The following is a 1,279-nucleotide window of genomic DNA, read 5'->3' on the forward strand; positions in this document are numbered from 1 at the left end:
TGTAAAGCATCACTTTATTCCCTCCAAAGTTGGGGTGTTTTTTACAAATACTTTCAGTATTCCTACTGTACTTTCCCGAAATAATATGCTAAGTTTTTTGCATATTATTTCGGGAGAGTTTTTTTATGATCATTTTACATGATTTTGAAATAGATATAGAAGAATATGAAGCGATGGGAAAAAAGAATAACTTTCCCACATTTGAGCGGTGTCCTAACTGTCAATGCATAGCCCAAGGTAATGTGCATAGACATGGTTTTTACTGGCGGTACGGAATAACGGAAGAAAAAGAATTATACATTCCAATCTGTCGTTTTAAGTGTTTGGATTGTAAAGTAACGATTTCTATTTTACCGAGTTTCTTAATTCCTTACTTTCAACATACATTGGATTGGATGGTGATACGATTGAGTAAAGTGTTAAAGGGGGAGAAAATAAAAGGAAGTCGCCAACAACTGGAACAACATATGAAACGTTTTAATGAAAGGATCCACTGGATACATAGCTTTTTTATGGACTTAGGATATAAATTGGGTTTCACACAAGATTTTAAAAAAGAAGCCCAAAAATACATGACAATGATTCTGGATTTTGGTGAATCAACCTCCTTCTATCGAAGGAGCTGGGGTCATTTATCATCCTATTTTATGGGCAAATTAATTCTACCATATTTACCAATGAAAAAAAATAATATTCATCCCACATAAATCTTGCCTATGAATCTATTGACGAAAAAGGTAGAATAAAAGCAATGGATAACCGGTTGTCCTTCTAAAAAGGAGGAAAAATTCATGAATGAAAAAACACGGGAAGAAATTGCTTTATTTCGGTATGGCTTGATTGCCCCACTCTTGAATGGGCAGGTGAAACCAAAAGAGTATTTTGAAGAAATGGAGGGGAAAATTCATACGATTCCACATTATGGAGAACGAAAGGTCGCAACCAAGACACTACAGGAATGGCTTCTGCATTATCGAAGGAACGGGTTTGATGCATTAAAACCCAAAAGACGATCTGATCGAGGGGGTGCAAGAAGGCTATCTCCAGATGACAAAGATCATATTTTGGAATTACGAAAGAAATCCCTTCATATGCCAGTTAGTGTGTTCTACGAACAACTCATTGCACATGGGGAGATAACTAAGAATCAAGTTTCCTATGCGACGATTAACCGATTACTAAAAAAACACAAGTTGGCTGGTAGAAATCATATGAGCTTTCATCCAGAAAAAGAACGAAAACGCTTTGCCTATGATACAGTCAATATATTATGGCAGGC

Annotated in this window: 2 protein-coding genes; both read left to right on the top strand. The window is 36.0% G+C overall.

The genetic code is table 11. The features are described from left to right. Nucleotides 1-125 precede the first annotated feature (125 nt). The gene (locus SPD89_RS22770; protein WP_336264232.1) at nucleotides 126-707 is read left to right on the top strand and encodes a hypothetical protein; all 582 of its coding nucleotides are present in this window, start codon (nucleotides 126-128) and stop codon (nucleotides 705-707) included. Nucleotides 708-791: 84 nt separating this feature from the next. Beyond that, a partial coding sequence (locus tag SPD89_RS22775) for a helix-turn-helix domain-containing protein (RefSeq protein WP_336264233.1) occupies nucleotides 792-1,279 on the top strand: 488 nt, incomplete at its 3' end.

The sequence above is a fragment of the Pseudogracilibacillus sp. SO30301A genome (genome assembly GCF_037072025.1).
Taxonomy (GTDB): Bacteria; Bacillota; Bacilli; order Bacillales; family Amphibacillaceae; genus Pseudogracilibacillus.

Excerpts from the sequence above, each read along its gene's own strand:
- SPD89_RS22770 (WP_336264232.1), top strand. The coding sequence starts at position 126 with ATGATCATTTTACATGATTTTGAAATAGATATAGAAGAATATGAAGCG.